General features: G+C 58.8%; 23 protein-coding genes. 10 read left to right on the plus strand and 13 right to left on the minus strand.

Features of this window, described 5'->3' with window-relative positions; all coding sequences use genetic code 11:
* Positions 1-17 precede the first annotated feature (17 nt).
* The 3 genes from C8264_RS04970 (at position 18) to C8264_RS04980 (ending at position 4426) form a co-directional block, all read left to right on the plus strand.
* Positions 18-1586 carry an acyl-CoA ligase (AMP-forming), exosortase A system-associated gene (locus C8264_RS04970; protein WP_108459849.1) on the plus strand — a complete coding sequence of 523 codons (1569 nt, stop codon included), beginning with the start codon at positions 18-20 and terminating at the stop codon, positions 1584-1586.
* A complete protein-coding gene (locus C8264_RS04975) occupies positions 1583-2809 on the plus strand; it encodes a pyridoxal-dependent decarboxylase, exosortase A system-associated (protein WP_108459850.1) in 1227 nt (408 codons plus the stop codon). The genes C8264_RS04970 and C8264_RS04975 overlap by 4 nt, the downstream gene beginning before the upstream one ends.
* 147 nt (positions 2810-2956) lie before the next feature.
* Positions 2957-4426, plus strand: coding sequence for an O-antigen translocase (locus tag C8264_RS04980; RefSeq protein ID WP_108459851.1), 1470 nt, complete (start codon positions 2957-2959; stop codon positions 4424-4426).
* 46 nt (positions 4427-4472) lie between these two features.
* Here C8264_RS04980 and C8264_RS04985 read toward each other — a convergent pair whose 3' ends face one another.
* Positions 4473-5495 carry a glycosyltransferase family 2 protein gene (locus tag C8264_RS04985; protein ID WP_108459852.1) on the minus strand — a complete coding sequence of 341 codons (1023 nt, stop codon included), beginning with the start codon at positions 5493-5495 and terminating at the stop codon, positions 4473-4475.
* 252 nt (positions 5496-5747) lie between these two features.
* On the opposite strand from C8264_RS04985, the gene C8264_RS04990 reads away from it, so the two are divergent.
* Both C8264_RS04990 and C8264_RS04995 read left to right on the plus strand, forming a co-directional pair.
* Complete coding sequence (locus tag C8264_RS04990) at positions 5748-6713, plus strand: glycosyltransferase family 8 protein (protein ID WP_162783467.1); 966 nt, start codon at positions 5748-5750, stop codon at positions 6711-6713.
* Positions 6710-7666 (plus strand): glycosyltransferase, encoded by a 957-nt coding sequence (locus C8264_RS04995; RefSeq protein WP_162783468.1) that lies wholly within the window; start codon positions 6710-6712, stop codon positions 7664-7666. Before C8264_RS04990 ends, C8264_RS04995 begins: the two co-directional genes overlap by 4 nt.
* A 60-nt stretch (positions 7667-7726) precedes the next feature.
* Here the strand turns inward: C8264_RS04995 and C8264_RS05000 are convergent, their stop codons facing one another.
* On the minus strand, positions 7727-9196 hold the full coding sequence (locus C8264_RS05000) for a hypothetical protein (protein ID WP_245892938.1): 1470 nt from the start codon (positions 9194-9196) through the stop codon (positions 7727-7729).
* A 91-nt stretch (positions 9197-9287) separates the two neighbouring features.
* On the minus strand, positions 9288-10247 hold the full coding sequence (locus C8264_RS05005) for a UDP-glucuronic acid decarboxylase family protein (RefSeq protein ID WP_108459855.1): 960 nt from the start codon (positions 10245-10247) through the stop codon (positions 9288-9290).
* A gap of 264 nt (positions 10248-10511) precedes the next feature.
* Here C8264_RS05005 and C8264_RS05010 point away from each other — a divergent pair, with 264 nt between their 5' ends.
* Positions 10512-11819, plus strand: a complete 1308-nt coding sequence (locus C8264_RS05010; protein WP_245892953.1) for an O-antigen ligase family protein — start codon at positions 10512-10514, stop codon at positions 11817-11819.
* A gap of 215 nt (positions 11820-12034) precedes the next feature.
* Entirely contained in the window at positions 12035-13027 is a 993-nt protein-coding gene (locus C8264_RS05015) for a glycosyltransferase family 4 protein (RefSeq protein ID WP_245892939.1), read from the plus strand.
* Between the two features lie 90 nt (positions 13028-13117).
* Here the strand turns inward: C8264_RS05015 and C8264_RS05020 are convergent, their stop codons facing one another.
* Genes C8264_RS05020 through C8264_RS05035 form a run of 4 tightly spaced genes read right to left on the minus strand, consistent with a single transcriptional unit; the run spans position 13118 to position 16821 of the window.
* Entirely contained in the window at positions 13118-13780 is a 663-nt protein-coding gene (locus tag C8264_RS05020; protein ID WP_108459858.1) for a polysaccharide deacetylase family protein, read from the minus strand.
* Between the two features lie 12 nt (positions 13781-13792).
* On the minus strand, positions 13793-14749 hold the full coding sequence (locus C8264_RS05025) for a glycosyltransferase (RefSeq protein WP_108459994.1): 957 nt from the start codon (positions 14747-14749) through the stop codon (positions 13793-13795).
* Positions 14750-14761: 12 nt separating this feature from the next.
* Positions 14762-15733, minus strand: coding sequence for a glycosyltransferase family 2 protein (locus tag C8264_RS05030; RefSeq protein ID WP_342748683.1), 972 nt, complete (start codon positions 15731-15733; stop codon positions 14762-14764).
* On the minus strand, positions 15661-16821 hold the full coding sequence (locus C8264_RS05035) for a glycosyltransferase family 4 protein (RefSeq protein ID WP_245892954.1): 1161 nt from the start codon (positions 16819-16821) through the stop codon (positions 15661-15663). Before C8264_RS05035 ends, C8264_RS05030 begins: the two co-directional genes overlap by 73 nt.
* Between C8264_RS05035 and C8264_RS22055 the strand changes: the two genes are divergently transcribed.
* Complete coding sequence (locus C8264_RS22055; protein WP_162783429.1) at positions 16765-16938, plus strand: hypothetical protein; 174 nt, start codon at positions 16765-16767, stop codon at positions 16936-16938. The two genes, C8264_RS05035 and C8264_RS22055, sit on opposite strands and share 57 nt — an antisense overlap.
* A gap of 200 nt (positions 16939-17138) precedes the next feature.
* On the plus strand, positions 17139-18839 hold the full coding sequence (locus C8264_RS05040; RefSeq protein WP_108459860.1) for an FAD-dependent oxidoreductase: 1701 nt from the start codon (positions 17139-17141) through the stop codon (positions 18837-18839).
* Here C8264_RS05040 and C8264_RS05045 read toward each other — a convergent pair.
* From C8264_RS05045 to C8264_RS05070, 6 genes are read right to left on the minus strand one after another with little or no spacing between them, the layout of a single operon-like run.
* Positions 18755-19939, minus strand: coding sequence for a DegT/DnrJ/EryC1/StrS family aminotransferase (locus C8264_RS05045; RefSeq protein ID WP_108459861.1), 1185 nt, complete (start codon positions 19937-19939; stop codon positions 18755-18757). The genes C8264_RS05040 and C8264_RS05045 overlap by 85 nt on opposite strands.
* Complete coding sequence (locus C8264_RS05050; RefSeq protein ID WP_108459862.1) at positions 19921-20907, minus strand: SDR family oxidoreductase; 987 nt, start codon at positions 20905-20907, stop codon at positions 19921-19923. The genes C8264_RS05045 and C8264_RS05050 overlap by 19 nt, the downstream gene beginning before the upstream one ends.
* Positions 20900-21610 carry an acyltransferase gene (locus tag C8264_RS05055; RefSeq protein ID WP_108459863.1) on the minus strand — a complete coding sequence of 237 codons (711 nt, stop codon included), beginning with the start codon at positions 21608-21610 and terminating at the stop codon, positions 20900-20902. Before C8264_RS05055 ends, C8264_RS05050 begins: the two co-directional genes overlap by 8 nt.
* A complete protein-coding gene (locus C8264_RS05060; RefSeq protein WP_108459864.1) occupies positions 21600-22706 on the minus strand; it encodes a DegT/DnrJ/EryC1/StrS family aminotransferase in 1107 nt (368 codons plus the stop codon). The genes C8264_RS05055 and C8264_RS05060 overlap by 11 nt, the downstream gene beginning before the upstream one ends.
* Positions 22703-23740: a Gfo/Idh/MocA family protein gene (locus C8264_RS05065; protein WP_108459865.1), complete on the minus strand. Its 1038-nt coding sequence runs from the start codon at positions 23738-23740 to the stop codon at positions 22703-22705. Before C8264_RS05065 ends, C8264_RS05060 begins: the two co-directional genes overlap by 4 nt.
* A complete protein-coding gene (locus C8264_RS05070) occupies positions 23737-24240 on the minus strand; it encodes an acyltransferase (RefSeq protein WP_108459866.1) in 504 nt (167 codons plus the stop codon). Before C8264_RS05070 ends, C8264_RS05065 begins: the two co-directional genes overlap by 4 nt.
* A gap of 329 nt (positions 24241-24569) precedes the next feature.
* Here C8264_RS05070 and C8264_RS05075 point away from each other — a divergent pair, with 329 nt between their 5' ends.
* Positions 24570-25307, plus strand: coding sequence for a helix-turn-helix transcriptional regulator (locus tag C8264_RS05075; RefSeq protein ID WP_108459867.1), 738 nt, complete (start codon positions 24570-24572; stop codon positions 25305-25307).
* Positions 25308-25380: the final 73 nt, after the last annotated feature.

Below are 25380 nucleotides of genomic sequence, written 5' to 3' on the forward strand. Positions count from 1 at the left end.
GGCCGGAGCGCCATTCCATGAAGACCAACTTCCATCATCTGCTAAGCGACGCTGTCCTGGCCTACCCAAACAACCGCGCGCTCAGTTCAGACGCAGTGACCCTAACGTACAGAGAACTTTGGCTAAGCGCCCTGGGGGTGAAGTCAGCCCTTGAGCAGATGGCTTTGGCCCGGCAAGATCGCGTTGCCATTTACCTCGACAAGCGCCTCGAAACTGTATCCGCCCTGTTTGGAGCATCGGCGGCAGGCGGGATTTTTGTGCCGATCAACCCGCTGCTGCGGCCATCTCAAGTCAGTTTCATACTGGCCGATAGTGGGGCGCGGGTGCTCGTCACATCAGCCGAGCGGTTGAATCAGCTGGCCGACTGCCTTGGAACTTGCCCTGATCTGAGGCATGTCCTGCTTGTCGACGGGGCTGGGGACCTTCCAGTGTTGCCCAATGTGGACGTGCACGGTTGGCCTGCGGCATTGGCGCCGCAGCGCCATCATGCTGAAGGCCACACGCTCGATGTGGACCTCGCGGCGATCCTCTATACTTCCGGCAGCACTGGCAAACCCAAGGGCGTGGCACTGAGCCACCGCAACCTGCTCGCGGGCGCTGAGTCGGTGAGCCACTATCTGGCGAATTCGGAACGCGACGTCATTCTAGCGGCATTGCCGCTCAGCTTCGATGCAGGCCTCAGTCAAATCACTACCGGTTTCCTGGTTGGCGCCCATGTAGTGCTGCTCAACTATGTCATTCCGCAAGACGTACCCCGCATTTGCCAGCGTCATGGGGTAACCGGAATAACGGCAGTGCCGCCATTGTGGATCCAACTGGCTGAACTGAACTGGCCGGAGGAAGCGCGAAACAACCTTCGATATTTCGCGAATACTGGTGGCCGCATGCCGCGAGCGCTGCTTGGCCGGTTGCGAGAGCAATTCCCGCGGGCATTGCCGTTCCTGATGTATGGGCTGACCGAGGCGTTCCGTTCGACCTATCTCGACCCCAGCGAGATTGATCGACGCCCAAGCTCTATTGGTAAGGCCATTCCAAACACCGAGATCCTGGTTGTTCGTCCGGACGGCTCACCTTGCGATCCCGGCGAGCAGGGCGAATTGGTACATCGCGGTGCGCTCGTTGCGCAGGGATATTGGAACGATCCGGCGCGCACCGCGGAACGGTTCCGGCCGGTGCCGGGACGCGATCAGCCGTGGCGGTCGGCCGAGTTGGCCGTGTTTTCCGGTGATCTCGTTATACGGGACGACGAGGGGTTCCTCTACTATGTCGGGCGTAACGACGAGATGATCAAGACGTCGGGCTATCGTGTAAGCCCTACCGAAGTGGAAGAAGCGGCTTTCGATACCCGGCTCGTGGTTGATGCTGTGGCAGTGGGAGTGGACGATGATCGCCTCGGGCAAAAAATTGTTCTTATCGCCAGTCCGGCGGGGTCGGGACCACTTGATGTCGTCGGCCTGCTCTCACAGATGAAGCAGCGCCTGCCGCTCTATATGGTGCCGGCCGTGGTCATCGAACGGGCGGCCATTCCACGCTCGCCCAATGGCAAATTTGACCGGGTGCTCCTGCGGCAGGAACTGGCCGCATGAGCCATCATCCGGCGCTTGATGGATTTGAAATTGCTGACGATGTCCTGCTGATCGGCGGCATTCCACTCGACCGTTTGGCTGAGCGGGTCGGCTCGACACCTTTTTTTGCCTATGACCGCAAGCGCATTGCCGACCGGGTCGCGCGACTGCGTGCGGTGCTGCCCAAGGCGGTTCGACTGGCTTATGCCGCCAAGGCCAATCCGATGCCGGCTGTGATGCAACACCTTGCCTCATTGGTTGACGGGTTTGATGTTGCATCGGCTCACGAGCTCTCGGTTGCGCTCGATACCGGGGTTGCCCCCCATGAGATCAGTTTCGCGGGGCCCGGCAAGACTGATGCCGAGTTGGGGCGTGCCGTGGCCACCGGTGCCACGATTGAGCTGGAGTCCTTCCTCGAGGCCCGCCGCGTGACAGCGCTCGGTGATCGTCTGGGCATCCGGCCCCGTGTTGCCGTGCGGATCAATCCAGATTTCGTGGTCAGGGGCTCCGGGATGCGCATGGGGGGAGGATCGCAGCAATTTGGCGTTGATGCGGAGTGCGTTCCCGATCTTTTACGGGAACTGGGCACAATGGACATTGAATTTGTCGGCTTTCACGTTTTCGCCGGCTCGCAAAATCTGGATGCCAACGTGATCGCCGAGGCCCAAGGCAAGTCCCTGGAGATGGTGGTGCGTCTCGCGTGTTCCTGCCCCGGGCCGGTACGCTACCTTAATCTGGGTGGCGGCTTCGGCATTCCTTATTTCAACAAGGATCGTCCGCTTGAGCTCGACCGCGTAGGTGAAAACTTGGCGGGCCTTGTCGAAACAATCCTTGAGCCGCACATGCCTGAAGCTCGGATCACCATAGAGCTGGGCCGGTATATCGTTGGAGAATCCGGCGTCTACGTAACCCGGGTGTTGGACAAGAAAAAATCTCGTGGAAAGACCTACGTTGTGGTGGATGGCGGCATGCATCATCAATTGGCCGCCTCAGGGAATTTTGGCCAAGCGATCAGGCGAAACTATCCCATTGCATTGGGCAATCGCATGGGCTGTGGAAGCCCTGAAACCGTCGACGTGGTTGGATGCCTGTGCACACCCCTGGACCTGCTGGGGCAGGATGTCGATCTACCCAATCCACAAGTTGGAGACTTGGTGGTCCTGTTTCAGTCCGGAGCTTACGGCCTGACAGCCAGCCCAACTGCTTTTCTAGGGCACCCTGCACCAGCTGAGTGCTTGGTGTAGCCTGCCAAACGGGTCTTTGGCGCGGCGGGCGAGAGCATCATGCGTCGACCGCTCTTTGGAGCTATCGGCGGCATCGCGGTGAAGCACTAGCCTTTCTGAAACGGGTTCGCCAGTTTCCGGCGCATAACTTCGGCCAAAGGACAGCCTATGGCGGATCAGACTTCGGCTCCACCGACCAGACTGCAGAGCTATCGGGCAATCCTGCATTCCACTGCGCTGATAGGTGGCTCCTCTATAGTGGTCATGTTCTTTGCGCTGATCCGGATGAAGATCGTGGCTATCTTGCTGGGGCCCGCCGGCATCGGGCTGTTTGCGCTGTTCTCGTCGATAGCTGACGTCGCCGTCGCCCTTGCTGGCATGGGTGTCCAGCAATCGGGCGTTCGCCAGATCGCCCAGGCCCAAGGCAGCGGTGACCATGCCAAAATTGCTGGCACGGTTCGCACGTTGGCACGGATATCGCTGATACTGGGGCTGGCTGGAGGTGTGGGGCTGGCAGTATTGGCGGTTCCAGCCGCGTTGCTCACCTTCGGGAGCACGGAATATTCACTGGCCGTTGCGGCGCTAGGTGCAGTGGTGCTCCTGCGCATCCTCACCGGGGGACAGACTGCGCTTTTGCAAGGGCTGCGTCGCATTGGTGACCTTACCAAGTTCAATATCATCGCTGCTATCGCAAGCGTGGTTGTAACGGTGCCAATGGTCTTCGCCTGGGGCGCGGCGGCGATCGTTCCCTCGTTGATCATTGTGGCGCTGGTTACCTGGCTCACCGCTCAGTGGTATGCCCGGCGTGTACCCACGCCGACCTCGGTGCCGTCCGCCTCCGTGCGCGGCGAGGCTGGCGACATGCTGCGTTTGGGATTCGCGTTCATGGTGAGCGGGTTTTTGACCATGGGCACGGCTTATATCATCAGGATCATCGTGTTGCATGACGGAGGCATAGTGGCCGCCGGCCTTTATCAAGCGGCGTGGGCGGTTGCGGGGCTTTATGTCGGCGTGGTGCTCCAGGCCATGGGGACGGACTTTTATCCGCGGCTCACCGCCGTTGCTACGGACAATGAAGAGGTGTGCCGCCTGGTCAATGAGCAGACACATGTCAGTCTTCTGATCGCTGCGCCTGGCGTTATTGCTACCATCACCTTTGCCCCCCTGGTCATTTCCGCATTCTACTCGAGTGAATTCAGCGGCGCCGTGGAACTGCTACGCTGGTTCTGCCTGGGCATGATGCTGCGTGTTATCTCGTGGCCGATGGGCTTCATCATCGTTGCAAAGGGCTGGCAGAAGACCTTTATTGCAATCGAGGTTGCGGCGGCGATACTTCAGGTTGGTGTAAGTGCAATCTTTGTGCCGCTTATTGGCATGGATGGGGCCGGAACTGGGTTCGTCTGCCTCTATGTGTGGCACGGGCTGCTCGTTTATGTGATTGTCCATCGGAGCTGCGGTTTCAGATTTTCACATGGAAATCTGGTACTGCTACGACTGTTCGGGCCGGCCTGCGTGCTAGTGTTTACCGGCTCTCGTTTGCTGCCATTCTGGTGGGCAACGGCAATTGGATGCACGATTTGTTGTATCGCTGGAACTCTCACCTTGAAGACTTTGCACCACTTGTACCGTGCTCACTAGTCCTCGTTACATTGCAACTTATGGGCATTCCGTATGTAGTCCCAGGTCAAGCTGCCTTGTTGAGTTCTCGATGTCGCCAACTAGTCAAGCGGCGGAGCGCAAGCCGAATTTGCCACAGCAAGGTTTCCGCAATGCTCGCCCGTCTTGTCCGGTATTCTTGTGCTCGGTGCCAGTTTTTGCTTTCCACTATCCCAGGAAATGCCCTCTCTGCGAAGCTACAGTACTCGTCTATCGTACCAGACATGGGGCGCCGCATTCTGACCTGATTGAGGACATACCAGAGGCTGTCGTTAGCGAGGCGTTTCCGCGCTCGGGATAGATATTCCTCCGCTTCTAAAAAGGACGCGCGACCTAAGACTAATTCATAGGTCTTTAGCTTTGCATATAGATCCAGCAAAGGCCCCGCGTGGAGCGTGTGCTGCATGCTGGAAGGATGAAGCCTATAGTATGCTTGATCGACCCCATCCAGCCGAGCGACTCCAGCATGGAGCGCCGCTCGCATCCACATCTCCATGTCGCCTGTCTGAGGTAGGTCTGGGTTGTAGAGACCAATTTGTCGTTGAATGCTGGTGCGCATGACCACTTCGGGGGAGTGGATAAAGCAGCGGCCCCCTTCACACATGAGCCGCAACCACTCGCGGCCAGCCCAGATAATTGGCCGGCCTAGTCCATCTTGCTTGGCGGGAGGAAGCGTGTCTGTGAATTTTATGGCGTTTCCGTAAACAAAGCCGACGGATGGATTCTCTTCCATTATGGCGGTCGCCCGAGCCAAGCAGCCAGGCGTGAGCAAGTCGTCGGCTGAAAGAAGAACCACGTAGTCCGCATCAGCGGCCGCTAAGCCTTCATTGTAGGTTGCTATGTGTCCCTGGTTCTTGGGATGATGGATGACTTTCACCCGCCGATCCTCGGCGGCGATCTCGTCGCACACCCGTGCGCTCTCGTCGGTTGACGCATCATTGATGATAAGTAATTTTACGTCCACACCCCTCTGCGAGAGCACAGAGGTCGCACAGGTCTTGATGAACCTTGCATAATTGTAGCACGGCACAACAATGTGAACTGAAGGCATTTTGCACCTGCCGGTCGCAATCTTCCAAGCTCCTCAGTGAGCGCTACTGCTAATATATCATCCGTGATTGCACAACAACTCGCCCGATCGATTTAGAGTTGGTGCGGAAGTTCTCTCTTACACTGCTTGGTTGGCCTAGATCGTTAGATTGGTGTTCGCCAACACGAACGTAAATTAGCATCGATGCAGCCAGTACTTCCAGGGAAGTCGGCCGTCTACGCGCTATCGTCACTAGTTTGCGGATGCATGGATATGTTCGAGCCGCCCATACACATCGTTTTCACTGTTGACGGCGGGTACGCCATGCCACTCGCCACTGCCATATGTTCAATTGCTTCTAACGTGTCTGTGGGTGTGGAACTCATCTTTCATGTTTTATTCAGTGATTTTCCTCTTCCGTTGCGTCAGAAAGTCGAGGCTTCGCTCAACAACATCGGACATCGATCGGCAACGATTACATGGCAGGAAGCTAGTACTGCAGGGCTAGCGCACCTCAGAATAAACAACAAAAACTTAAACAGCCTTGTGTTTTTACGTCTGCTAATTCCGCAACTGCTACCCGAGGACGTCAAAAAGGCGATCTATCTAGATGCAGACGTTGTCGTACTCGACAATATAGTTGCTCTCTGGACGGAGCCTTTGAGTGACGTCGCGCTGCTAGCAGTGCGCGACCGCATCGGTTCAGTTGGATCGCCCGCCGGACTCCAGAATTATCGCGAGCTCGGGATACCTGCAGACGCCAAGTATTTCAACTCGGGGGTTCTGGTCCTCAATTTGGAGCGCTGGCGAAAGATGGGGCTAAGTGGAAGAATACTGCAATACATAGCTGAACATCCAAAATATACGTTAATGGAAGACCAGGACGGACTTAATGCAGTTTTGTTCGCCGACTGGGGTGAACTCGATTTTCGCTGGAATTGGCAGGTTGTTCCGAACATGAAGAGGGCTATTCATGCGGGCTGCTGGGGATTGGGGCTGACAGAAAAAAGCATTGTCCACTTCGTTACCTCTGCAAAACCTTGGCTCCCAGGCAGCCAATCCGCCGAACGAACTCTCTTCTATCACTATCTAGACATGACGGTTTGGCGAGGATGGCGCGTACCCGTGTTGCTGGAATGGAAAGTCGCTGCAAAGCGGGCAATCAAATCCGCAATCGCGTTACTTCACGTGTGTCGCAACACTGGTCACGCCGGGTTTGCTGCAGGAGCGGATTCATGACAGGTTCGACACCCCGCGTTTCCGTTATCATCCCCGCCTTTAATCGGGCAACTACGCTGCGAGCGTCGGTAGAGAGCGTGCTTCGTCAATCCTATACCGATCTGGAGCTGATCGTTGTAGATGACTGCTCCTCCGATGATACAGCGAACATAGCACTTGCGTTTGATGATCCACGTATCCGGCTTTTACGAACTACGAGCAATCTTGGAGCAGGAGGTGCGCGCAATGTTGGCGTCGCAAACAGCCGAGGCAGTTGGGTTGCCTTCCAAGATAGCGACGATGAATGGCTTCCAACGAAGCTCGAGAAGCAGATGGCACTGCTGGACAAGGGTGGTTCGGATCAGGTCGCCGCCTATTGTGGCTTGCTGCGTCTGGGCAAATTGAACGGCGTTGCCGACGCACGTTTGGAAATGAGCTACGTGCCGGATAAATCGCAACTAAAAGTCGATGGAGAATTGATTGAAGAACTGCTCCGGACGAGCATAATTAGTACGCAGACGCTTGTTGTGCGAAAAAATATCTTTGAGAGTATCGGGGGATTCGACGCGGAATTGACTCCCATTGAAGACTGGGATTTCGCGCTCTCACTGTGCCAGAAGGGGTTAATAAAATTCGTTGACCAGCCACTCGTACTTCAGCGTTTTTCCGAAAACAGCATTAGCAGAGACGGCGACAAACGGCTCATTTCCCAGATTAGAGTTGTGGAGAAGCACTATTCCACTTTCTCCAAATACCCCGGAATTCTAGCTTATCAGTACCGCTTAATTTCAGGCGCCCTAAGGCGCAAAGGTGATTTTGCCGAGGCTTTACGCTATCTGCTTCGGGCGATCAAAGTACACCCCTCCAGCATACAGCTTTGGCCTCGAGCCGCGCACGTCGGTATCCTCACGCTCGCAGCTAATCCGTTTTTGGCTTGGCCGCGGAGGAATTTTGGCCGCGCCGCAGACAAATAGTAGACGCGGTTAGGGTCATCAAAGACGACCTCTCCACTTGTCCCGCTGCGTTCAGGTTAGTTAAAATGCCTTCCGGTATCTGAGTGCAATTTGTCGCAGCTTGCGGGCCGCACGGCGGGGATCCGCCGCTACGTCCTTGATGCGTTTGGTGAAATCGCGCCAGTTCCCGTACCTGTTGATGGGAATACTCAAGAGTTCCGGCCAAGAGCGACTGATAGCGTCTCGAAACACTCTACCATCGCGTCGCATCTCAGGGGGTATCGAAAGCATGGCCGCAAAGTTTGCGCGTGAGATCATGGGATGCAGTTCAGTTTCGACGGGATTGGCGTAGCTATCAGAAAAGGCCCAACTGCTCATGCGCAGTTCGAGGTATGCTAGGTCGAGCTTAAGCAGCGTGTCGAAGGCGTCGATCGGTTCCAGCCACCGTGCCACTGCTTGGACAACTTGCGGCTCACGCGGTAGCTTCAGGCGTGCGGTGATTCCGCTGGCGTCGATCGGTGTTTGATCATCAGCGCCAAGCCAGAGAAACCCACGGCCCACTTCACCACCGAGTCCTCCCAGAAAATAGCTACCGCGGAGGGGGTGTACGCTGGGGTGCATGGTCATATTTGCGCCGCTAATGCAGTGCCCAGCGCGAACTTGCCATCCCAGCGTCTGTGCCTGGGTCGCGATACGGTAGGGCAGTACCTCGTGCCGGAGGTTGAGTTCACGAGCAAGGTGACGAGCAGTGTGGACGTCAAGCCCACCAGAGGGCGCTGCAACCGTCACCGCCTGAACAGCACTTGCGATAGGACGGAGTGCGGACAAGACAAATCGAGAATCGGTTCCCGCAGTGAGGGCAATTTTCACCGTGCCGGATCTCTGAAGGACCTCTACGGTCCGGCGAATGCGAACAAGAACGTCGTCGAATGTCGTCATTGGATCTGTAGACATCGCGATAGGCTCGGAAGGCCAGTGCCGGTGCGCCGCCCAACTGTCGAGATCCAGATAATGATTGCAGGTAAGGCGGTATATGTCTTTGTGGGCGGTCAAACCTGCTGGGAACCAGCCGGCTTGAGACACCCCGAGTTTGCGGTGCAGCTCGGTTTGAAGCCGGTTGCTATACTCATGAGGGTCCAGCAAGGTCATAGCCGTAGCGCCGGCTACTTTCCTCGAACGATCGTACACGAGAGACTTAGTGCCATCTGCGTCGAGGTAAATCCTACTGCAATGGGGAATGTCTAGGACGAATATAAAGCTGCCCGTCAGCGAATATATATTGCGTTCTACCCAGTTATCGACGGTATTGTAGTCAATATTTTCGTTTACCTGAGTCGCCACAGAAAGCAACCCGCGGTCCAGATCAATCGCATTGCCAAGTATTGCACCGACAATGCGTCCGGTTCTCTCGTGTACTGCCGTTATGGAGAGGCCGCCGAACGTATCGATCGCGTGCCGAGACAACACATGTCGTACCGCACCCGATGCTATTGGTTCTTCCCGCCTTATTACAAGGAACTGGCCGTTTCTGCTGGGCCAAGCTGCGGTCATTGTTCCTAGCTCCATCAATACGGCTCGCATTGGACGGTTGGACCAAACTCGCACCCGCCCAAACGCCAGGGCACCAACTGACGAGCCAGGTCTAGGCGTTTGCGAGCGCGGGGCGAGACAGTTGAGTCTCAAAATAGGCGATGGTTTTTGCCAAACCTTCTTCGAGTTGAATGGAGGGCTCCCAATCAAGCAGGGCACGTGCCCGAGTGATATCGGGACGGCGTTGGGTGGGGTCGTTTTCGGGCAGCGGACGCCTGACGATCGCAGAGCGAGAGCCGGTGAGCCTCAGGATTATCTCGGCTAGATCGAGTACGGTGACCTCAGTAGGATTACCCAGATTAATGGGACCCGTAACGTCGTCTGGTGCCCCCATCATTCTGAGGAGCCCAGATATCAGGTCATCGACGAAGCAAAAGCTACGTGTCTGACTACCTTCGCCGTATATGGTAATCGGATTGCCGAGGAGCGCCTGAACGATAAAGTTGGAAACAACTCGCCCGTCCTGGGGGTGCATCCCAGGACCGTAGGTATTGAATATCCGCACCACCCGAATTCGCAGTTGGTGCTGGCGAAAATAATCGAAGAACAGCGTTTCCGCACAACGCTTGCCCTCGTCATAGCACGACCGAGGACCGATAGGATTGACATTGCCCCAATAACTCTCCGTTTGCGGATGTTGCAAAGGTTCGCCGTAGATTTCCGACGTCGACGCCTGCAGGATCTTCGCTCCCGTACGTTTCGCGAGCCCGAGCATGTTAATCGCGCCATGCACACTAGCTTTCGTAGTCTGCACCGGATCGGCCTGATAGTGAACCGGGGAGGCTGGACAGGCTAGATTGTAGATCTCATCCACTTCCACATAGAGCGCAAAGGTTACGTCATGCCGCATGACTTCAAAGTTGGGTAAGCCTTGGAGGTGCGCGATGTTCGAACGGCGTCCGGTACAGTAGTTGTCAACGCAGAGCACATCGTGGCCAGCCTGAACTAGCCTCGTGCAAAGATGGCTACCGAGGAACCCGGCGCCGCCGGTGACGAGAATGCGTCTGCTCATAGTCTATCCCCCGCTGCAAATTTCTTGTCAGAACTAGCACGCGTATTTGAACCTTGAAGCTGACCGAAGGAGCTATGGTTCTGCCAAGTGCGTCAGTCCTAGTCTGGTGATCTACAGGTCCGGGGGGACCAACTGCTCTTCGGATTTAGAATGACATCGAACTCGGCGGCCTCTTATTTAGGGACTGGGCAGCAGCCACCATCAACGTTCTTTGTTGCCGCACCGAGGGTGTCAAAATGGCCTCCAGCGGCGGTGACGGCCTTGATGGTCGCCCTTGTTATACCCTGGGTTTTTTCATTTGGCTCTGTAGCGGTCTCGTTGTACCGGCTGGTGCTCCTGGCAGTAGCGGTGCCCACACTGGCTTTTTGGCTTTCGGGTAAAGCAGGCCGGATCAGAGCAGTAGATATTCTGCTCGGGCTCTTTTGCATCTGGGCCACCATTGCCACGATCGTAGTTCATGGGGCTATGGAAGCGATCGAGCCCAGCGGAATTCTGTTTCTCGAAACTTTCATCGCCTATCTAGTGGCCCGTTGTTACATCCGTACGTATCAGGATCTTGTCGCCACCACCAGAATCCTGCTCCTGATCGTGTCTGTTCTGCTACCGCTGGCGATTGTTGAGGCGATCACCCAACAGAAGTTAACGCTTGAGCTCTTCCGGCTTGTCTTGCCAAGCATCCAGGGCACGACAAACGAGCTGCGCTGGGGGCTGGCTAGAGTGCAGGGGCCGTTTGAGCATCCCATTTTGTTCGGTGTCTTCTGCGGCGCACCTGCTGCACTGGCCTGGCTTGTTCTTGGTGTGGAAGCCCGTCTCGTCCAACGGTGGACAATGACTGCCATCGTCGCTGGGACTTCTATGCTGGCACTTTCATCGGGTCCAATGGTGGCTTTGCTCGTGCAGCTTGCGTTGGTCGTGTGGAGTTGGACGTTTCAGAAAACACCCTTTCGCTGGCGAATATTATGGGTCGTATGCATTGTTAGCTACTGCGCGCTCGAAGTGTTGTCTGACCAGCCCGTGTTGCATTTACTTACACGATTTGCCTTTGACCCTTGGACAGCTTTTTACCGTTTGCTGATTTGGGAATATGGCTGGGCGTCTGTAATGTCTCATCCGCTATTTGGCACTGGGTTCAACGACTGGCTTCGCCCTGCGTGGATGTCTTCGAGCATCGACATGTTCTGGTTGCTTCCAGCGGTGCGGCACGGACTGCCAGCCGGCATTCTTCTGTTGTCCGCGTTCTTCGCCGCTTACCTCGCGGTTAGCTTCAAGCCCTGTCGTGAGCAGAAGCTGCTGGCGTGTCGTACCGCCTATCTTATCACCCTGAGCGGCTTCTTTTTGGCGGGATGGGCAGTGCATTTTTGGAACGCGACCTACGTGTTGTTCACATTTCTACTCGGTAGTGGAATTTGGATTCTGGATGCTTCAGGTGGAGCTGCTGCGAATCCACCGGTGAACGCGCGTCAAGGAAACAGCAATCGACTGGGTAATAGCCGCGTACGCCCAATCAGAGTCTCCCGCCAAAGCTACGTACAAAGTGCAGGAAATCTTTCCTCACACAAGGATCTTGGATGAGAGTGCTTCTTGTTGCGCCGACCTGTGACGGGACCGATGTGGGGGAATCGTGGGTGGCGTGTCAGTGGGCGTCCGGTCTGAGCGCATGTCATGACGTCACGCTATTGACCTATCGAAAGCGGGATCGACCTTCGGCTCGAGATCAATTGAAGAACTGCCGCGTCGTCGAATGGACTGAACCTCCATTCTTGGGCAGAGCCGAACGGCTCAATAGCATGATGGCGCCGGGCTACTTGCCGTTCTATTTCCGTGCCAGGCGCTGGATAGCGGCGGCACTCCGACGCGGAGAACAGTTTGACGTAGCGTTCCAGCCGGTGCCAGTCGCAATGCGCTATCCTTGTCCGGCGGTTGGTTTCGGAATCCCGGTGATCTTGGGACCGGTAGGCGGAGGGCTGAGTTCGCCGCCGGCATTTGCGGCGAAGGAGGGAACCGATCCCTGGTTTGTTCGCTTGCGCCGGCTGGACAGTATGCGGTTGAAGTACGACCCCCTTCTCAAGGGCAGTTATGAGAGCGCAAGCTGCGTATTGGGTATCGCGCCCTATGTCGCTGAAAAGCTCGCTGACCTTTCGCTCAAGCGCTTCGAGATCATGAGCGAAACCGCCATCAATGAGGTTCCGTCCCCGATTGATCGATCGGGACGGCTGGATCCCGTAAGAGCATTGTTTGTGGGTCGACTGGTTCGAACCAAGGGCGCGCGAGAAGCTATCGGGGCTATGGCGCTCTGTCGGGATCTACCCCTCGTGCTCGACATCGTTGGTGATGGTCCCGACCGTGCAGCCTGTGAGGAAATCACGCGGGAAGCTGGTTTGGCAGACCGTGTTCGGTTCTGGGGCTACCAGCCTCGAGAGACGGTGATGCAACACTACAGGATGGCCGACATATTCGTATTTCCTAGCTATAGGGAACCTGGTGGGAACGTGACATTGGAGGCAATGAGCAACAGCCTCCCGCTGGTCGTGTGCGGTCGCGGCGGCCCGGGCGCTGCCGTTGATGAGGCATGCGGTTTCAAGCTGCAGGTCACGACGCCCGATGAACTCACACGTGACGTGGCGGAGGCTCTTCGCAAACTTCTTTCCGACGACGACTTGCGCCACCGCATGGGGCAGGCCGCATGGGAGCATGTTCAGCGCACGGCATTGTGGAAGCACAAGATCGGTCGCATCAATGAAATTTTCGAGGAACTGGTGGTTCGCAGGGATTATGCCTGACACATAACCGGTTGCGCCTCCACATAGGCGCACTCCAATGATGCTGGAGCTGGGGCCGCTAAGCGGGCTGCCACGACAGCTTGCGGCCCTCTAGCTCAATTGTTTGAGTTGCATACCGGCAGCACGTCGTAAGCGCTTCAGGACCGGCAGTCGGCCGCTCAGAGCGCTCTCGATCTCCTGTGGTGACATTTGGTTGCGGATCGAGCGGCGCGGCTTGAGGAAACTTTGTTCGCGAGCGATGCCGCCATCCGAGGTGAAAGCAGCGCTGAAACCGGCTCTGCGTAAGGAGTGCAACACCTCTCGATTGTAGCGTCCAAAGGGAATGGCAAAAGTGTTCACCTCCGAACCGCAAATTTCCTCCAGCATTGCCCTGGACTGTGCCAGTTCGGTGGCAAGCCGCGTGGCGGAAAGCTTTGTGAGGTCGGAGTGATCAACCCCGTGGCTACCGATGGCCATGCCACAGGCATGTAGCTCGGCGACGTCCGCTGCCGCGAGTGAGCCGGGGTGGCCTAGTCGCCCGGTGAGAACGAAGAAGGATGCGGAAAGTCCGCGTTTCAATAGTTCGGGAAGGGCTATAGTCAGGTCCGAAATGTTGCTGTCGTCGAAAGTAATGGCCAGGTTTCCCCGATCGGCGTGGCCGGCAATTTGGTCGAGCAAGAAGCGGAATTGTTCTGTTCCCAGCCAGAAAGGGCCTTCGCCTGGCTCGAGCACGCGCTCCGGACGCCCTACACCGTGAAAATTGATGATCTGCATTGCACGCCTAGCTCACTTCCCGCTTTCCGCATAAACATACGTCCGTACCGGTCGCAGGGGGGATAGAGCTACCTTTAGTACCGCCCGATGGGCGCCGCTGCGCCAGGCTCGCAACAGCCCAAAAGTGGCAAGCGCACCGCGAAACATCGCCGTACTCACGGTGCCGTGATGGCGAGAAAAGTAGCGAATCTGGTTACTGGTCATAATGGAGGTAAGGGCGGAACTTTGTTTGTAGTCCCCGCCGGCGTGAAACACCTGGGCCTCGGGCACGAAGACGATTTGAAGTTCCGCGCATCGGACACGGCGCTGATAGTCTACTTCTTCGCTGTATAAAAAGAAGCTCTCGTCCCAGTCGCCGATGCGCCTGCGGGCGCGGGCGGCCACGAGAAGGATCGCTCCGGTTGCCCAGTCTATGGACCGACCCCGATCGTATGCAGACTTGGCGGTGATCATCTCGCCCAAGCCTATTCGGCTGGCAAGGGTTGGACCGAGCAGCGCCTGCCACCAGGTTGTCGAAAGCGTTGGTTCGCGTCGCAGAGAGTTGGCGCGAGATCCGTCTGCGTTGAGGATCAGGGGAACCACAACGCCGATACTTTCGCCAGTGGCGCGTTCGACCAGCTTCTCCACCGAGCCAGGCAGCAGCCTTATGTCGGGATTGAGTATAAGCATGTTGGCATCGGCCGGCAGCGTGGTGGCAGCCAGATTTATGCCGGCCGCATAGCCTGCATTGGAACTATTGCGAATAACAAGAGCGCCAATCGAATGAGCCTGGGCGATCGCTACTGACCGGTCGCTGGATTTGTTGTCAACGACAACAACCTTGTATGGCCCGGCACCTTCCAGCCCCGCTGCAAGCGAGTTCAGCAGGTCAGGGAGGACATCAGCACTATTATAGGTCACGATTACCACGCCTAGTAGCGCCTGGCTCGCCAGTCCGGACGTTTGACCGGTGTGTTCCGAAACACTCATACACTTATCCATTCAGGACCTGTTCCACCTTGCCGCAGCGCCTGATCCCCCCGCATTTTTCGCTTCGTTCAGCATGGCGATGCCGCGATAGAAGCGGATGCGCGTGACGCCAAGCATGGCCAGGGTACGGGCGCGCAATCCGCTCAGGCGATCAGAGGCGGCAATACGAGGAATTTCGGTGAGGGGGGAAACCAGCACCGCAAAGGCGCGCAAGGTCCAGCGCGAGCGCCAGTTGGCGGATTGCCGGATTTCGCGGAGGTCATGCGCGATGTGGCGGTCCCACTTGTCGACGAGTTCGGCAAAGTTCCGGCGAGCGGGATGCTGCACGATCATCTTGGGTTCGTAGCGGACGCGATAGCCCATGGCGCTGGCGCGTTGACCCCATTCGGTATCCTCGGCGATGTTGATGCCCAGAAAGCCGCCGACTTTGCGGAACACCCAGGCACGTACGGCAAGGTTGCCGCCGCCTGTGAAGCCCTTCTCATCGATGTACTTCTTCATGCGGAAGGCGAAGACGCTTTCATACGCTTCCAGCATGGTGGGACGGCCTGGCTGCTGCTGCAGGATCCGCACGTCACCACCGATGACCGAGGCATCGGGCGCGTTGTGGAAGTGCCCTTCGATCGCTGCAAGCCAGCCTGGGCCCGCCACGCAGTCGGCGTCGATAAAGGCCAGGATGTCGCCTCTCGCCGAGGCAACGCCCAAGTTCCGCGCGGGCCCGGGTCCCGGGACCGGTTGGCTCAGCAACGATACTTGATCATAGGAAGCGCAAATCTGGGTTGGTAGCTGGTGTGAACCATTGTCGACAACGATGATCTCGAAGGGCAGAGAACACCCTTCCTGCCTCTGCAGTGCCGCCAAACCACGCCTCAGGGCTTCGGGTTGGTTCAAGTGCGGTATGATAACGCTGATCATGTGCGTGCCTCCCGAAGGGCGAAGATGGAGTCGATGGCGCTGACATAGCGCTGCGCCTGGGTGGACCATTGGAATTCACGCCCGGCGATATCGCGGGCCGCCCCCGCCATCTGCTTGCGACGAAAGCTGTCGTCGGCAAGGGAAATGATGCTGTCTGCCAGAGCTGAGGCGCTGTGGTCATGGGCGACGAGTGCCGCTCCACCAGCTTCGCTGCGCGCCTGCTTCAGGTCGAACTGCACAATCGGGATCCCGAGCATCATGTACTCGAACACCTTGTTCATGGAGAGTTTCTCGTTGCAGCCATCAGGCGGGTCGGGGATGACGCCGATGTCCAGAGCGGAGAGGTGGCGCATCAGCGCCGTGCCGCTGAGATAGCCAGTGAACTGCACGGCGTTGCCCAACTTCAAGGTTTCGGCCAGTCGGCGCAGCCGCTCGAGCTCCGGCCCGTCTCCGATCAGCACAGCCTTGATATCGGCGCGACCCCGCGCATAAACGATGTGATCCATCGCGCGCACCAGGGTCTCGACCCCATCCTGGATGCCCATGATCCCGATGTAGCCAACAATGCATTTCCCATCGCCCACCAGCGCCGGCTCTGGCGCCTGACGGTGCATCTTGGCGGGATCGGGGTAGCTCTTGACGACAAACACTCGGTCGGCCGGCATGCCCCCGCGCTCTACGGCGATGTCCCGGAAGGTTTCGTTCGTGGCAATGCTGGCATCAGCCAGCCGAAAGGTCTGACGCTCCAGCAGGGTCAAGAACTTGAACAGCAGGTCCCGGCGGCCGAAGCGGCTGAAGTATAGCTCCGGGCTGAGGTCATGGTGATCGAACAGGAAACGTGTACCGAACAGGACCCGATGCACCAGAGCGATCAGGAACAGCAGGTCAGGTGGGTTGCAGGCCTGAATGACGTCGATGTGCTGACGTTCCCGCACGCGAAGCGAAAGTCGGAACTGGCTGATTAGGGCCGTCGTATATTCTGCGGGGTAGCCGCGCGCCGATGTGGCCTCGATCAGGTCGTGGCGGTAGACATGGACGCCTTCCAACACTTCGTATTGTGCGGTGTAGCCTTTTCCCTTCGGGCATATGACCGAGACGACATGACCCGCAGACTTGAGCGCGAGGGCTTCTTGCCAGACCCGCCGGTCAAATGGCACGGGCAGGTTTTCGACCAGAATGAGTATGTGCCGCGACTTGCCGATCTCAGCCTCCCCTGTCTTGCCAAGGAGAGCTCGGGCCGCGTCGCCACGGCCGCGCAGGCTCCTCTTGCATGACGAGGATGCGAAAACCCGCCGCACCGGGCCATAGTCCGTTCGGTATATTCCAGTACCGGGCCATCTAGTTGGACAGTCAGGGACCGCGGCATGGATTTGCCTGAGTGAATAATCACGCTTGAATCGCGCGCTGGTGTTGGGGCCTTCGCTTGGCGATTGCTGGCTGGGTCGATCTTGCCCTACCGAGGGAAGATAATGTCATGACAATACGCGACCTGTCGGATGCGGCAGAAGGCTTGGGCTCAACCAACTACGAATACTGCATCATTGGCGGTGGCATGGCGGGCCTGTTCATAGCGCGACGGCTTGCCGAAGCAGGCCGCCGGGTCGCTGTGCTGGAAAGCGGTAGGCTTGGATTTGATCAGCAAATCCATGAACTCAATACAATTGTCGATTCATATGGGTACTACAGCAGGGCTCTAGACGGCCGGTATCGCGGACTTGGTGGCTCTTCTTCGCGATGGGGTGGGCGCCTTGTCCCGATCTACGGGCATGAGACCGCAAAACGAGATCATCTTGGCCTGGAAGGCTGGCCACTGGATTATCGGGAACTCCAGCCATATGGGCGGGAAATCGAGGCGGCCTTCGGGCTCCCTCCTGGCTCCTTCGGAAAGGAGGCCCTTGAGCGTTCGAAGCTTCATGCGGACTTCCCCACGGATGATCCCGATTTTACCGCACGTTTTGCGAAGTGGATCAACTATAGGCAGTGCAATCTGGGCCAGTTGTGGCGCCGTGCGTTGGAAAAGCTCCAGGGGCTGGATATCTGGCTGGGCGCCACTGTTACCAATTTTGTTTATGACACAGCGCAGGGCAGGCTTGATGGCGTCCAAGCCAGTGACTTCTCCGGCAACAGGATCAGCGTGAATGCCGGGCATTTCATTGTAGCGGCCGGAACGATTGAGACAACGCGGTTGCTGTTGTGGTTGGATGCCCAAACGGCGGGTCGGGCCTTTGGCAAGACCCAGGCGCTTGGACACTATTTCCAGGATCATCTCAAAGCCGAAGCCGCGACCATCGCACGCAACGACGTGGCAGAGAGCAACCGGCTATTCGGCTATCATTATATCGACGGCGCACGTCGCAGCTTGCATATCGACTTGACCCAATCCGCCCAGGAGGCAGATGGTTCAACAAGTGCCTTCGCCTATGCGGCGATGGATCTTTCCAACAGCCCTCTTGTACGAATCAAGGCATTGGTCCGGGCGATGCAGGCGGGGCAGCTAAAGCTGAGCGATGCGATAGCCCTGGTCGACCAATTGCCATTGCTGCTGAACGTTGCCTTCTGGCGGCTGGTGCGCAAACAGGTCTACATGCCGGAGAATGTGCGACTCGGCCTGCAAATTGCCATCGAGCAGCGACCAAACTGGGACAACTACATAAAACTGTCAGCTGAAAGAGACAGGCTTGGCACTCCTAGGGCAGAGCTTTGGTGGCAGCCCAAGGTGGAGGACGAACTGACGTTTCGCGCCACCGCAAAGCGACTGAAGAACTATTGGGAGCGATCCTCGTTCGGACAGGGTTCTCCGCTTTCCTGGCTCGTGGGTGAGGATCGTGACGATTCACGGTTCATTGATGTCGCCAGTGCCTATGCCCATCCTTCCGGCAGCACGCGGATGGGCACGGACCCGACCAGCTCTGTAGTGAGGCCGGATCTAACCTGTCACGGTGTGCCCAATCTTAGCGTGGCAAGCGCGTCAGTATTCCCCTCCGCCGGCAGCGCCAATCCCACCTATACGATCTTGCAACTTGCCCTCTGGCATGCCGACAAACTGTTGAAGGTGAAAAAGGTCGCTGCCGCGACGATTGAACCGGCTCCCTACACCGCCTCGGAGACCCGGACGATGGCCAGTGCTTCTCTCAATACGTCAGCGACCCGGGCAACATCCTCTTCTTCCATCTGAATGGAAAGCGGCAGCATGATCGAACAATCCTGGGCCGCTTCGGAACGGGCGAGGCTCGTGCCGATGCGGGCGCTGGCGGGGGCGGCGTAGGCGGGTTCGCGATGGGCGTTCATCACGCCGCGGCGGGAGGATACTCCGGCATCGAGCAGGAATTGCATGACCGCTCGCTGCTCGACATCCCTTGGCAATGTCACGCAAAAACTCTGCCAATTGCTGCGGGCCCAGGATGGCTCGCCTGGCAAGATGAGTTCCGGAACATCGCCCAGATACTGCCAGTACAAGGCGGCGAGATTCCGGCGTTGGGCGATGATGTCGTCGAGCCGGCGCAGTTGCACGCGTCCGACCGCCGCCTGAATGTCGGTCATGCGGTAATTGTAGCCGACGGATAGATAATTCTCGAAGATTACCGAGCTGGAGCCGTGACGTTCGCGATCCGAGACGCTCATGCCATGCTGGCGCCAGAGCCGGAATTTCTGGTCATACTCGGCGCTGGCGGTGGTCAGCATGCCGCCGTCACCGGTGGTGATCACCTTGCGAGGGTGGAACGAGAAGCAGGCGATGTCGCCGGCGGGCGCGCCGATTTTCTGCGAGCGTCCGCTCCAGTTGAACTCGCTGCCGGCAGCACAGGCCGCATCTTCGATAACGGGCAGGCCAAGGCGCCGGCCGATCTCGACAATAGAGACCATGTCGCACGGCATTCCCAGTTGATGCACGCACAGGATTGCCTTGGTGCGGGAGCCCACGGCTCGCTCGATCAGCAACGGATCGATATTGAACCCGTTGGGCTCGATATCGATGAACACCGGGGTCGCGCCACAGTAGCGAATGGTATTTGCCGTGGCGATGAAGCTGTGGCTGACCGTGATCACCTCATCTCCCTCGCTCACTCCCACGGCAAGAAGGGCCAGATGTAGCGCCGTGGTGCAGTTGGAAACGGCGCAGGCGTGCGGGCTGCCGACATAGTCGGCAAATTCTCGCTCGAAGGCGGCGACTTCCGGACCCTGGGTGACCCAGCCCGAGCGGATAACGCGCGCCGCCGCCTCAGCTTCCTCTTCGCCGAGGACGGGCAGGGCGATCGGGATCATGCCTTTTGAGTCCATGGGAGGACGCCTTTCTGTGCTTGTTCCTGGCGCCACCAGGCCACGAGATCGCTTAAGCCCTGCTCGAGCGAGATCTGGGCGGAGAAGCCGAGCATGTCGCGCGCTTTGCTGGCGTCAGCCAGGCGCCTCGGCACGGGATTGACCTTGCGCTGTTCGGCGAATTCGGGGGCGATATCGACGTCCATCGCGACTGCCAAGGCGCGCGCGAGGTCCGTCAGGCTGGTCTCGGTGCCGGATGCGACGTTGAAGACTTCATCGGAAACGTCCGAAAGCGCTGCAGCGATATTGGCGCGGGCAATGTCACGGACATCCACGAAATCCATGGTTTGGGTTCCATCGCCGAAGATGATGGGTGCCTGGCCACGCTCCAGCCGTTCCATCCAGCGGATCAGTACTTCAGTGTAGGCGCCGAACACATCCATCCGGGGGCCGTAGACATTGAAGTACCGCAGGGCCACGTAGCGCAGGCCGTACATCTCGGCGAAGCTGCGCAGCAGGGCTTCGTTGAAGGCTTTGGCCGCGCCATAGATGGTGCGATTGTTGTAGCTGTGGTGGTTCTCCCCGGTGGGGAAGCTGTCGGCCATGCCAAGCACCGACGCCGAGGAAGCTGCCACGACCTTGCCGACATTGGCCTTGGCTGCCGCTTCGAGCACGTTGAAGGTGCCCGTTGCCAGCACCTCCATTGCAAGCCGAGGTTCTTCGGCGCATTGGGTGATGCGGATTGCCGCCTGGTGGAACAGGATGTCGATGCCATCCATGACTTCGGCCAGTTGTTTGGTGTCGCGAATGTCGCCGTGGATCACGGTCACCTTGCCGCTCGACAGGGCGGTCGTCAGGTTCTCCATGCGTCCGCGCACGAAATTGTCGAAGATGACGATTTCGCGCGGATTGTGGTCGGCGACGAGATCGGCAATGTGCGAGCCGATCAGACCGGCACCGCCGGTAATAAGCACTCTTTTGTCACGCATGATGTCCCCCCTTAGCCTGATCTGCCCCATCGGTGCGCCAGCGCATGAAGCGTGCCGGCACCCCGGCGACGATGGCGAATGGCTCCACGTCGGTGGTCACCACCGCGCCCGCGCCAACGATTGCTCCCTTGCCGATCGTCACGCCTGGCAGGATGACGGCATTGGTGCCGATATCGGCCCAGTCACCGATGCGGACGGGCCGTATATCGAGGTCGGTTTCGATGATCGGCACATCGAGTGGGTAGCCGGTGTGTTCAGACCCCAGCAGCTTGGCGCCGGGGCCCCAGCCGACATGTTCGCCGATCACGAGGTCTCGGGCATCGATGAACGCCTGCGGGCCGATCCAGCTATGGCGCCCGATGCGGCAAGTGCCGTCGTAGCGGCCCTGGATGTTGGCCTGCGCGCCAATGAAAACGCCGTCGCCTATTTCGAAGGTTTCCAGATGCTTGAAGGCAACGCCGCTGCCCACATTGACGCCGCTGCCGCAACTGCGTGCTGCCGCCCGGACGATGGAGCGCCGCATCATGGCGTCCACCATGCCGTCGCCGTTTGCGAAGCGGCCGTAGAGTTCCACTAGGCCTCGGGCTGAATAGTCCTGGCGCAAGGCCTCGGCGAGGCCGGGTTCAAACGCTGCCTCCTGCGCCTTGGCGCGACCGTGTACTGCCCTGACGATGCGCCGCTCCAGCAGCGTTTCAGTGGACATGGATGTCTCGCGCGACAGCGGCGGCCACGGTTTCGATCTGGGCCGGAGTCAGTTCGGGATACATGGGCAGCGACAGCACCTGCCTTGCCGCCGTCTCGGCCTCCGGAAAATCGCCGCGCCGGTAGCCGAGGTCGGCATAAGCGCGCTGCAGGTGAACCGGGATGGGGTAGTGCAGGCCCGTCTGCACGCCCGCGCTGGCGAGCGACGCCTGGAGCGCGTCCCGCTCGCGGCTGCGGACGGCATAGACGTGGTAAACATGGCGCCGGTCGCTCAGAGCCGTGGGCAGTTGCATGGTCGGGTTTCCGCCCAGCAACCGGTCATATGCCCCGGCATGACTGCGCCTGCGCTCCGTCCAATCCTCCAGATGCGTGAGCTTGACGCCGAGCACCGCGCCCTGGATGGCGTCCATCCGGTAGTTGAAGCCCTTGGCGACGTGGTGATAGCGCTCCTGCTGGCCCCAATCGCGCAGGCAGCGCGCGGCGGTGGCGAGTGCCTCGTTGTTGGTGACGAGGATGCCGCCCTCGCCGCAGGCGCCCAAATTCTTGCCGGGATAAAAGCTGAAGCAGCCGGATAGCCCCAGGCTTCCCGCACGCCGCCCCTTGTATTCCGCGCCGTGCGATTGGCAGGCATCCTCGATGACCACCAGCCCATGGCGATCCGCCAGCATCAGCAGCGGGTCCATGTCGGCCATCTGGCCATAAAGATGAACCGGAATGATTGCCTTGGTGGCCGGTGAAATCGCGGCTTCCACCAATGCCGGATCCAGGGTCATCGTCACGGGATCGATGTCGACCAGAACGGGCCTGGCGCCGGCATAAAGAATGGCTGCCACGGTGGCGACGAAGGTGAAGGGGGTGGTGATGACTTCATCCCCGCGCCCAATGCCTGCCGCGACCAGCGACAGGTGAATGGCACTGGTGCCGGTGTTGACGGCAATGCCGTGGCGGACGCCGCAATAGCTGGCGAAGTTGCGCTCGAATTCCGCCACCTCCTCACCCAGGATATACCGGCCCGAACGGAGCACGCGCAGAACCGCCGCTTCAAGATCGGCACCGATCTGTTCGTACTGGGCGTTGAGATCGAGCAGAGGGATCATGCGAGCACCCGTTCCTGTTGCAGTTCGACGACGGCGCCACGCTGCGCCAGCGATTTGGTGGCCGCCTCGAGGATTCTGACGACGCGCAATCCGGCCTGGCCGCTCGCGGTGGGCGCAGTGCCGTCGCCGATGCAGGCGACGAATTCCTTGAGTTCGCGGGAGAGCGCTTCGACGGTATCGAGCTGCGGCGCGGTCATGTCCCCGGTGCGATAGCCCACGCGCATCTGGCGCAGCTTCTCGCCATGCCGGGCCGCAGGCCCCGCCAGCGTGATGCCCTTGTCATAGACCTTGATTTTCTCGCTGGGCTCGAGATCGTCATAGACGATCATCTTCTCGCTGCCCCCGACCAGCGTCCGGCGCACCTTGACCGGCGCCAGCCAGTTGACATGAACATGGGCGATGAAGTGGCTGGCGAAATGCAGGGTCAGATAGGCTATGTTCTCGGGCTCGCCGGGAACATGCCCCATGCCCATGGCGGACACGGCAACCGGGCGCTCCGGCAGCAGATAGTCCATGATGGCGAGGTCGTGGACGGCCAGGTCCCAGATGACGTTCACGTCATGCTGGAAGAGCCCGAGATTGATGCGCACTGAATCGTAATAATAGAGCTGGCCCAGCGAGCCATCGATCAGCTCGCGCATTTTGCGAACGGCTGCCGTATGCACAAAAGTGTGGTCCACCGCCAGGGTCAGTCCGCGCCTTTCGGCTTCCTCCACCAGGCGTTCAGCGTCCTTCGTGCTCGAAGCCATTGGCTTTTCGACAAATACGTGTTTGCCGGCCTCCAGTGCGCGCAGGGCCATGGCGAAGTGGGTCGCCACCGGCGTTGCGATCGCGATGGCGTCCACCAGCGGATCATCGAGCAGGGTCTGGTAGTCTTCGGTGATTTCAACCGAAGGATAGCGGCTGCGCACGCCCGCCAGGCGCTCCGTCGCCAGATCGCACACCCACCGAAGCTTGACGTCGGGCAGCTCGCACAGATTGCGGACCAGGTTCGGACCCCAATAACCGTATCCCACAACGCCGATGCCGATCATGACCGGACTCCCGCGCTGCGCTTGCTGTTCTTCTGCTCGACGGTTTGGCCGACTATTCGCGCCGGCACGCCGACGACGATGGCGCAATCCGGCACGTCGCGGGTGACCACTGAACCAGCGCCGACAAGGGCATATTCTCCGATCGTGATACCCGGCAGGATGGTGGCGTTGCTGCCGATGGAGGCCCCGCGACGGACCAGCGTTGGCTCCAGCGTCCAGTCATTGGCGGACTGCAACTGCCCATCAGTTGCCACGGCGCGCGGATAGCGGTCATTGGTGAACATGACGCCATGACCCAGAAACACGCCGTCCTCGATCGTGACGCCTTCGCAGATGAAGCAGTGGCTCGAAATCTTGCAGCGCGCGCCAATTGCCGCGCCGCGCTGAATCTCGACGAACGTGCCGATCCGCGTTTCAGGGCCGATGCTGCACTCATAGAGGTTGATTAATTCGGGGTGGTAGAGAACGACATCCTTGCCCAGCGCCACATCGGTGATCATCGCATCGCTTCCTTGCATCCGTTGCAGGAAGCTTAGGGAAGGAACAAACGCTTGTTGCTAGCCCTCATGGTCTAGCGATTCCGGGGCGTTGCAGCCGGTACGGCAGGCGGGGTTTGATAGATCCGAAACGTCCCGACGCAGCGAGATCACGATCCTGCGAAAGCGCGGGATACTTCAGTAGACCTACTACGGAAGGCGTAGTCCGGCGATCTTTCTACATACAACTACCCATATTGGGCTAAGGCTTGGCACATCCATCAGGCGAATAGTGCCAATTGGCGACGGTTAATATTGTGTTCCCATAGTTTAGCACTTTGAGGGGCTACATCATGAACTACGTCGCAAGTTTCCCATCTCGCGCTTTCATGCCCAGCCGCCGGGGCCAGGAACGCATGCGCACGATCGTGGTCATCGCGCCAACCGGGACAATGCCGCCAGCATTCAAGCAGGCCGCAGAGGACGCCTTTCCATGGGCGGTTATAGAAGAGGTAGGGCATGTCGATGAGGCAATCCGCATCTTCCCAAACACCGTTTCGCTCCTGCTGGTCCACCCTGATTTCGTCAAGGATGCGGAGCGCAGCGCGTCCGATCTGTTCCGTTATCACCCGATGGCCATGACGGCCGCCATCGATGAAGGAGCTGGTACCCAGCGCGATGCAGCTGTCAGCCTGTTTGCGTCGCCGCTGGTGCGCAGCGTCCTGCCCATCCATGTGCGGAGCGAGATTTCCCTGTCGATCTTGGCGCTGCTGTTGCAGGGGATCGAGTATTTCCCGCGCTCGCTATTGGGCTCGGCACTGGTCCAGGTCGAGCAACCCGCCCCACCGGCGCCTGCCGAAACCGACAATACCATTCCTGCGCATCTGCGTGTCCTGACCAAGCGTGAATTGCAGGTGCTTGAGCTCGTCCAGCGCGGTCTTCAGAACAAGTCCATCGCCTGCGATCTCAACCTTTCGGGCCATACGGTGAAAATCCACCTGCACAACATCATCAGCAAGCTTGGCGCGCGCAATCGTACCGAGGCCGCAGCAATTTACCGCCGGACGGGCAGGGAGGTCGCGCTCCACTAGCCCGAGATCACCGGGTGGCGGCTAGCTCGTGGGAACTATTGCCGAAATGGCTGGCTGGGTGACGATTTCACCC

It is taken from the genome of Devosia naphthalenivorans, assembly GCF_003056355.1.
GTDB classification, from domain to species: Bacteria; Pseudomonadota; Alphaproteobacteria; order Rhizobiales; family Devosiaceae; genus Devosia; species Devosia naphthalenivorans.

Excerpts from the sequence above, each read along its gene's own strand:
- C8264_RS05025 (WP_108459994.1), bottom strand. The coding sequence starts at position 14,749 with ATGAGTGTTTCGGAACACACCGGTCAAACGTCCGGACTGGCGAGCCAG.
- C8264_RS05050 (WP_108459862.1), bottom strand. The coding sequence starts at position 20,907 with ATGCGTGACAAAAGAGTGCTTATTACCGGCGGTGCCGGTCTGATCGGC.
- C8264_RS05060 (WP_108459864.1), bottom strand. The coding sequence starts at position 22,706 with ATGATCCCTCTGCTCGATCTCAACGCCCAGTACGAACAGATCGGTGCC.
- C8264_RS05020 (WP_108459858.1), bottom strand. The coding sequence starts at position 13,780 with ATGCAGATCATCAATTTTCACGGTGTAGGGCGTCCGGAGCGCGTGCTC.
- C8264_RS04995 (WP_162783468.1), top strand. The coding sequence starts at position 6,710 with ATGACAGGTTCGACACCCCGCGTTTCCGTTATCATCCCCGCCTTTAAT.
- C8264_RS05010 (WP_245892953.1), top strand. The coding sequence starts at position 10,512 with ATGGTCGCCCTTGTTATACCCTGGGTTTTTTCATTTGGCTCTGTAGCG.
- C8264_RS05005 (WP_108459855.1), bottom strand. The coding sequence starts at position 10,247 with ATGAGCAGACGCATTCTCGTCACCGGCGGCGCCGGGTTCCTCGGTAGC.
- C8264_RS05070 (WP_108459866.1), bottom strand. The coding sequence starts at position 24,240 with ATGATCACCGATGTGGCGCTGGGCAAGGATGTCGTTCTCTACCACCCC.
- C8264_RS04980 (WP_108459851.1), top strand. The coding sequence starts at position 2,957 with ATGGCGGATCAGACTTCGGCTCCACCGACCAGACTGCAGAGCTATCGG.
- C8264_RS04985 (WP_108459852.1), bottom strand. The coding sequence starts at position 5,495 with ATGCCTTCAGTTCACATTGTTGTGCCGTGCTACAATTATGCAAGGTTC.
- C8264_RS05000 (WP_245892938.1), bottom strand. The coding sequence starts at position 9,196 with ATGACCGCAGCTTGGCCCAGCAGAAACGGCCAGTTCCTTGTAATAAGG.
- C8264_RS05055 (WP_108459863.1), bottom strand. The coding sequence starts at position 21,610 with ATGTCCACTGAAACGCTGCTGGAGCGGCGCATCGTCAGGGCAGTACAC.
- C8264_RS05015 (WP_245892939.1), top strand. The coding sequence starts at position 12,035 with ATGATGGCGCCGGGCTACTTGCCGTTCTATTTCCGTGCCAGGCGCTGG.
- C8264_RS04990 (WP_162783467.1), top strand. The coding sequence starts at position 5,748 with ATGTTCGAGCCGCCCATACACATCGTTTTCACTGTTGACGGCGGGTAC.
- C8264_RS05040 (WP_108459860.1), top strand. The coding sequence starts at position 17,139 with ATGACAATACGCGACCTGTCGGATGCGGCAGAAGGCTTGGGCTCAACC.
- C8264_RS22055 (WP_162783429.1), top strand. The coding sequence starts at position 16,765 with ATGACCCGCAGACTTGAGCGCGAGGGCTTCTTGCCAGACCCGCCGGTC.
- C8264_RS05065 (WP_108459865.1), bottom strand. The coding sequence starts at position 23,740 with ATGATCGGCATCGGCGTTGTGGGATACGGTTATTGGGGTCCGAACCTG.
- C8264_RS05030 (WP_342748683.1), bottom strand. The coding sequence starts at position 15,733 with ATGGTCCACCCAGGCGCAGCGCTATGTCAGCGCCATCGACTCCATCTT.
- C8264_RS04975 (WP_108459850.1), top strand. The coding sequence starts at position 1,583 with ATGAGCCATCATCCGGCGCTTGATGGATTTGAAATTGCTGACGATGTC.
- C8264_RS05045 (WP_108459861.1), bottom strand. The coding sequence starts at position 19,939 with ATGGACTCAAAAGGCATGATCCCGATCGCCCTGCCCGTCCTCGGCGAA.
- C8264_RS04970 (WP_108459849.1), top strand. The coding sequence starts at position 18 with ATGAAGACCAACTTCCATCATCTGCTAAGCGACGCTGTCCTGGCCTAC.
- C8264_RS05075 (WP_108459867.1), top strand. The coding sequence starts at position 24,570 with ATGAACTACGTCGCAAGTTTCCCATCTCGCGCTTTCATGCCCAGCCGC.